Below are 7,765 nucleotides of genomic sequence, written 5' to 3'. Positions count from 1 at the left end.
GCTCAGCTTACTGCCCGCCGCGTCATAACCGTAGCTGACGGTATTCCCGTCCGCAAAAGCTACCACACTTGGCAAATTTAATGAATTATAGCTGATTGAGGCAATGTTTTTGTTTAAATCTTTCGTCAGGTTGCCGTTGGCATCGTAGGTATATTCATTGGGCACGTTCGCCCCGTCCACAAAATGAAATGCACCGGGATAGGTAATGGGGGTGGTGACCGCATCCGATACCCTGGTGAGCCGATTGCCCGTGTAGGTGTAGGTGAGATTGTCCACCATGCCGTAAGCGGGGGTATCGCTCAGCTTGCCCCCACGTTGCAGGGCGAGGATATTGCCCATCTTATCGTAAGCGGTGACCGTTTCGTTGAACCGATCCGGGTTGGCTGTCAGCGATGCTCCTTCGCCGTAAGCGGCGGCTGTCAGGCGGCTCAATCCGTCGTAAGTGAACTTGTACCCCCTTTCCACGGTCTCATCACCCGCCTTCCACTTCATGGCGCCGATATTGCCGCCATAGAGCGGCTTGGCGGGGGTGATGTCGTTTACAGTCTGATTGTATGCCAGCGTCTGGTTGAACTTTGTACCGGTGATTCCGGTCAGCCAGCCGCGCACGTTATAGTCGTAGGTAGAGGTTTCCGAAGCCACTTTCTTTGTCAGAACCCTCCCCGCTTCGTCGTAGGTGTACCGGGCCAAGGTGACGGCAGCCGAACCATTCAGTTTGTGAGAGACCGACAGGAGCCGCTCGGCGGGGTTTGTGGCCGGGGTGCCGTAATCGTACGCATAGACTTCCGTCTGGGTGGTTTTTCCCGGAACGGAATGAACGATCTGTCGCTGTTTCACCTTTCCGGTAAAGGTATAGGCAAAGTATTCTAAGTCGTATCCACCCAAGTGATTTGTAGAGCGTCTCTGGACAATGCGCCCCCGGTGGTCGTAGTAGAGGGCGGTGATGGTCTGCTTTGAGGGATCGTCCAGCCTATGGGTGCGGGTTCCCGTCAGCAATCCTTTTGCACCGGTAAACCGGGAATCGTATCCTGCGGGTGGGGTGCTGTATGCCAGGTTGGGGAGTCCGGAGGTGAAAGCATAGTCGTCGTAATAATTCACCGTCATCAGCTCTACGGCAGGGAGAGACAGGTTGACCGTATATCCGGCCAGTGAGCCGTCGGCGGCGGGGGTGGTTCTGATCACGTTATCCTCCGTTGCAGGCACGGTCGGCGACTTCCAGATACCGGTGACGGTGGGGCGACCGAACAGATCGTGGAAAAAGAAGCGCCACTCGCCTTTCACCCTTTGGTTGCCATCCTGTGAGAAGACAAGCCAGTCGGACTTGTCGTATTTCATATGAATGGGATCACAACCGGGAGGTTTCTTATATATACAATTGCCTAACGCATCATATTTATACACATACGCATATTGGGCAATGATGTCACTTGCTTCTGTGTAACCTCCACGTTCTAATAAATCATCTAACGGAGGAGGCAGCACATACATTAATTGTCCAAGATCGTTATATATGTAATAGGTGCGAACATCTGTTCCGCTAAGTTGCATGAATAAACGGCCCTGTTTGTCTTTATATTCCGTGAAGCTCTTCCCGTCTTCATCTATTCTTTCTGTTTTATAGTGTGAACCGGGATTATACACAGTGCCATCATAAATCAACTGATCACCCATTAAAAATAAATGCTTCAGCTCCGTATAATTTGCCTGATAGTTGATTCGAATCGGATGGGTTTTCCATGCCTCACCCGGCCCATACTCTCTTATTGGACGTTGTAGAGGAGAGGCTTCATAGATTGTTGTGGAGAATGGACGGAGATCGCCTCCATACATTATTGAGGCATTGGTTTTAAAGGTAACCGTATCCACAAAAGCTCCATTTGCGCTAATGGATATCGGCAACCAATTTTTATAATCACGACCAAAGACATCGTATTGCTTCAGCGTTACAAGATCTCTATGCAAAGGAGTAGTATTCTTTATTACCGATTGAACCGGGCGTCCAAGCCCATCGTAATAGTCAACCTGATCAAGGTAAGAAATACCGGCATCATCAAGCATCGTACGAGACAGAATATAGTTGTGATTGGCAGATTGAGGGAAGCAAATATAAGAGAGTCCCATCAATAGAATAAATAATATGTTTTTTTTCATGATCTTAATTTTTTTGCTTCGTGTATCATTGCTGTATGAACTATTGGTTAAGATAATGGTAATCATATATCTCCACGGTTTTGCCGCTGTGATCTGTAACAGATTCCAACCGACCCGAATGATCATATCCGTAATACGTGGTAAGACCATTGGGATCGGTCTTGCTTGTCATGCCTACCAATGGAGCATATGTAAAGGTTGTAACAAGTGCTTTACTCAATGAGGCTTGATTCCCAAAGCTGTGCAATTTTAATGTGTCAGGCTGACTTTGCGCTGAAAATGCGTCGATTGTAACACCAAAATGATTCTGTACCGCAGTACTTACCTGATCAAATGTTGCATCCTTGATGATGGCTACGATATAACGTGAATGATAACTTCGAAGAAATACCGTATGGACGTTATCTTTACCGATAACTTCTATTGGGTTACCAAATGCATCATATTTCACGACTTCTTCCCTAAGGACAAAGTCCGTTGTGTTATTTTTTAATTGATACAGCTTTGAAGGCATAATGATTGAGGTGTTACCTGCGGGAAACTCCTCATAGTCGATTTTATATCCCGATGAGTAAATAAAATTGGGATAACTGCATTTTTTCTCTTCGCTTAAAATGGAATTGATCATGTTCTTATCAACCATGCTCAACACTGTTGGTGATGTATCGCTGCTTTCAGGGTATTGTATGGTTGTGATGATTTCATTACCCAGACTATTCGACGACTGTTTCCGGACAATCTGGTTTCTCATGTTGTACTGATAGCTTTCATAGGTCTGAAAATTCCATGGAGTATTGTCATAAGTAATCATACTTTTGCCTATCAATAATGCTCTACCTGTGTAATGCCTTTTCATTGAAAATAAGGAATGAATGGTCGAATTTACGTTGATTGATTCTCTATCGGGATTGGTGTACACATAATCATATGTAAGGTCACCGGCGTGGCTCCAGCTATAGGTTTCCAGTTTTTTCATCAAAAATCCACCCTCAGTATATACGTAATCGATTTTTCTATCCAGCAAGTTGTATAAATATTTTTCCGAAACATAAGACAATGTATTTCCATAGTATTCAGGTGACTCAACATATACAGTATCTGTTCCCTGATCGATACGGTATTTGAGATTATATCGATAAAGGGTCTTTCCGGCAATAACCTTATCTACTCCATATCCGGTATCAATGTCGCCGTGATATACCGTGACCTCGGGATATACAACCGGGGGTCTTCCATTCAGTAATCTTCTGAAATTGGACGAACTGAAAGAACATTCCCATCTCTTCCATATTGTCGGAGGTTCTTCAAAAGGATTGAGGAATGATTCATAAAGGCCTCTTGGACTCAATCCTGTTATCATAAAAGGTATAGAGGTCGGAATATTGTGATGGGTAAAGCTCATGTAAGTAAGGATATTCGGATCAACAAAGGAAACGCCCAATCCCGTATGCGTATCCGTATAGGGTTGAAGAATATATGGATTCCCATCTGGAAAGTATTCGTTCACATTCAAAAGCTTTCCGTAACGAAAGCACTTTGCGTCAGCAACTGAGTTCTCCGACGTATAGTTGGTGATTTTTCTGATCCTGAAACCTCCGGTCTCCATCATACGCCTTTTACTTATGTCATGGATATAATTTCCATTTCTGTCGGTACGGGTTAAGCACCGGTGGTTTTCAAATTCAAACCGCGTATATCCTCCCGTAGGGTAATGAATTGTTGATAGTATACCATGGGAGGAAGGGGAGGACGGTAGACGGTTGTCCGATGTGGAGTTCTTTGTCAGTCTGATTTTGTAGTATGGAGATAAATCTTCAGCACTTTTTTCCAATTGGGTAGCTGCCATTCCTCCCAAGCCGTTATGCTCGGCGGGATCGAATTCGACAAAAAGATTCAGCCAGGCAATATCGTAACCAACATTACCACTGTTTAAAAATCCCCAGTGGTCGGTTCCGGTAAAGTTAAATGAACTGTTCGTGTAGGTGAATGAGAAAATTTCCGGATCAATATTGCTTTGTGAGCCAGTTATTTGCAATCCGTTTAATTGTGATATCTTATTATCATTTGAACCTGGATAATATAAACCGGCTTGTGACATCATCAAGGAAATCTCCTTGATGATATTTCCCCCATCCGTGATTTTTATTTTGCTAACCTGGTTCCGAGATGCAACTTGTGCTGTATTGGTAAATTCAAAATGAATGTTTGTTGATCCATAATTGATGGATGAGAGTAATTTCATTCTGTAATAGTAAGGTATATAACCAGTTGTGGTGTTTTTATATACAGGTAAATTATTCTCATGTCGAAGGGTAGATGTCCCTTCCCGCAAATAGTCCCCTATGTTACTTTCTATAACGTGATGGTAACTAAATAATATCGGATCATAAGGAGCGTGCGGCAAATCAATCCGGGTAAGATGCCAAGAAACAAAAAAACTTCTCAGGTAAACATCCACTCCATTATAAGGGGTATCTGCTCCGTCGAAAGTATATTTCACTCCATTTTCATCAATCACAGTAAAGGAATAAATATTAGAGGTATTATAATTACATGAAATCTTAATGCTTCTGCCACTGGAAACAATATATTCTATTTTATTGGTAGAGGGATTATAAGTTATTATAAAATCAAAAGATGAGCCATCGGGCAATGTGGCGCTAAACTTATCATGAGCCCAGTTATTTCTCATCAGATCACCGGAATAATTCTTATACACATAATCCAATACATGGGTATCCAATTTGAAGTTCTTCTGCTCATCGGGAATATATTCTATGATCCTAGAGATACAGCTGTTTACAGAGAGTCCCCAGCCATTGCCAAAAACATCATAATTGTAACCGGGCTTAAGTGGTTGAGGATTGTATTTTAAAGTAAATGGTAAGGAGTATCCCCGGTGATTGATCTCATAGAGAGGAATTGATATCTCCGGGACACCTGTAAAATAACTGATTCCGAACTCACCAAACCTTTTAATTGCCTCGGCCTGTGGCGACGAAGGAATTGAAGGGGTCAACGATTGATCGTTTTGTGCATTAAGGATAATGAGGCTGTTTATCAGTAAAGCCGTTATGAGAACGACCTGTCTTCGAGAATTTAAAGCAATAATTCTCGACAGAATTAAAAAAGTGCTATTCAATTGAACAAGATAATTAATCGTTTTCTTCATGTTTACAATAAGTTTTAGGTTTATCATGGAAACTGGAATATTATTTTTCAATCTGTTTTTTACAGTCGTGATTAATTGGGTTTGTTCATTATTGTTTTAATTTTTGTTGGATAGAGTCGGGCTAAGGTAAGTGGTTTTGCAGGCTGTGTCAATAGGTAGATTCAATTCTTACCTGATTTTGATGTTTAAAATGCAGATAATAAGATATTTAAAAAAATAATTCTTACCTGCTAATCGATGTGAAATTTTGAAAATTAACGCAATCGTGAGGTTTGCTCAGTTTTTGGGATAGTATCTTTTTCGGGAAGGCGGAATGATATATAAACCCAAAAAGAGGATGTGTCAAAAATATGACACACCCTCCTCCGTCTTTCAAGTAGTTGTTTGAGAATAGTATATGAGATTCAAATATGAAAGACTTTTTTCAATATACCATATATTTTTATGTAATTTAATAACCCGGATTCTGATAGGCTTTCTTTTCCTCGTCGCTCATTGTCATGCCGTCGATCTGCCCTTGCGGGATGGGACGCAGATAGTGAAACTTTTCAATGGTGCGTTGATAAACCACAGGATTGTGGTCTCCGGCCGCCGATCCGCAGATGGTGTAAGAGCTGGCCAATTCTGCCCATTTCTGGGTACGTACCAGATCGTGCCAGCGATATCCTTCTCCGAAGTATTCGCGGCTGCGTTCCTCCAGGATGTAGTTGATGTCGATGGTGGCAGGGGTGGCTGCTGTCATGGCCGCACTCCGGTCGTCGATCAGTTGGTAATTACCGTTGTTTTTCCAACGCCACTTGCCGGCTCGGGCACGGAGCACGTTGACCAGTTGACGGGCGGTCATGGTTCCGGTAGCACCCTTCACGGCTGCTTCGGCTGCAATCAGGTAAAACTCGGAGAACTTGGCAATGTTCCAGGGGCGGGTCAGTGCTCCGTTGGGTTGCCCCAGGCCGGTACCGTTGTCGGTACGATATGTGCCGAGCTTCCAGAGGCCGGGGTAATAGATGCGGCTGATCCCGCTTGGTGCTATGACCCAGTCGGCTCTGCCCGGCAGGGTACCGGCACCCACGTTGCTCGGTCCGGAACCAGAGGGGTAGGTGACCGGTGTGGTTGGTTCTTCATTCAGGAAGGTCAGCACCGGCTCGCCGTTCTTTACCGGTAGCCCGTTGGCATTGAAGAGAGTTTCTTCTGTTCGTCCTGCCTTTTTCCAGTTCCCGTAATAAACAGTCACGAAGGTGCCATCAAATCGGCTGTCGTTTGTTTTGTCGGCAAATGTCTCGGTATAGGCTTCGATGGTGGGTGCCATACGGGTCCAGGGACGGCCTCCCCACTGTACCGCGTCTCGTTGCACGGAAGAGACGTTGTAATCGGTGCCGTTGGCTGAACTGCGTACATTGGTGTAGTTGCAGGTCACGTACCATACGGCATAGTTTTCGGGGGCCTTACCATTAGCCCATGAGAGATCGTCAACTTCGTTGTAATATTTATCTTGAATATGATCGGAGTAGAGCACGATCTCCTTGTTGCGGTCGTTGCTTCCGAGATGTACATCGTAGAAGTTGTTGAGTAGCCCGAATGGGCCCGGGTTATTAATTCCCTCCAGTGCCACGTTGTAGGCTTCCTGATAATACCATGCGGCGTTTTTTCCATCGGGGTCGGTACGGGGTGTCTCGGGATAGGTGGGGATACCGTTCGGATTTTCCAGCCACCAGGCATACGTCAGGTAGGCTTTTGCCAGGAAGAGACGGGCAGCGGTTTTTGTCACGCCGCCGGTTACACGGCCTGTCTCCGGCAGGTTTGCAATGGCGGTTTTCAGATCAGGAAACACTGCTTTTGTGTAGACTTCCGGCACGGTGTTTCGAACCGAAACACGGGAGGGAGAGGTGTTGAACTTCAGCTCGCCCGATCCCAGGTCGAGGGGTACCCCGCCAAAGGTCTGCACCAGGAGAAAGTAGTCGTAGGCACGCCAGAAACGGGCTTCGGATATCAGCGACTCCGTCAGCCCCACCTCGCTGGCATTTTCGATGATGCCGCTGGCCGTGTTGATGTTGGTAAAAACTGCACCCCAGAGCGCGTCGGAACGGCTGCTGGAGGGGTTGAGGGAACCCACGCCCGACATGTCGGTATCCTTGAAGTTGTTGTCGGCACTTTGTGCGTAGGTGTATTCGTCGGTGCCGTTTTGAGCGGCTGCGTAATAGTACTGCCCCAGAAAGTAGCGCGTGTGAGCGTAGAGTGAGGTCAGTCCATACTGGATGCCCTGTTCTGTCTTGAAGAATCCCGGTTCATAGATGGAGCGGGGTCTTTCATCCAGAATATCGTTGGAACAACCGAAGGCCACGAAAGCAATCAGGATGATTCCGACAATGTTTTTATGATTTATTATTTTCATATGATTATAATTTATTATTTTCAAAGGTATCATATGGAACTTGCTTTAATCAT

At 45.1% G+C, this 7,765-nt stretch carries 3 protein-coding genes; all 3 read right to left on the bottom strand.

The genetic code is table 11. The annotated features are described in order from the left end of the window. A partial coding sequence (locus tag B4G81_RS08730; RefSeq protein WP_294081607.1) for a DUF6443 domain-containing protein occupies positions 1 to 2,151 on the bottom strand: 2,151 nt, incomplete at its 3' end. A 40-nt stretch (positions 2,152 to 2,191) separates the two neighbouring features. Continuing rightward, complete coding sequence (locus tag B4G81_RS08725) at positions 2,192 to 5,323, bottom strand: RHS repeat protein (RefSeq protein WP_294081606.1); 3,132 nt, start codon at positions 5,321 to 5,323, stop codon at positions 2,192 to 2,194. 451 nt (positions 5,324 to 5,774) lie between these two features. After that, entirely contained in the window at positions 5,775 to 7,712 is a 1,938-nt protein-coding gene (locus B4G81_RS08720) for a RagB/SusD family nutrient uptake outer membrane protein (RefSeq protein ID WP_294081605.1), read from the bottom strand. Positions 7,713 to 7,765 lie beyond the last annotated feature (53 nt).

The sequence above is a fragment of the Proteiniphilum sp. UBA5384 genome (genome assembly GCF_002410825.1).
Taxonomy (GTDB): domain Bacteria; phylum Bacteroidota; class Bacteroidia; order Bacteroidales; family Dysgonomonadaceae; genus Proteiniphilum.
The sequence above is the reverse complement of the archived record's forward strand: the minus strand, read 5'-3'. Positions and strand labels throughout refer to the sequence as shown.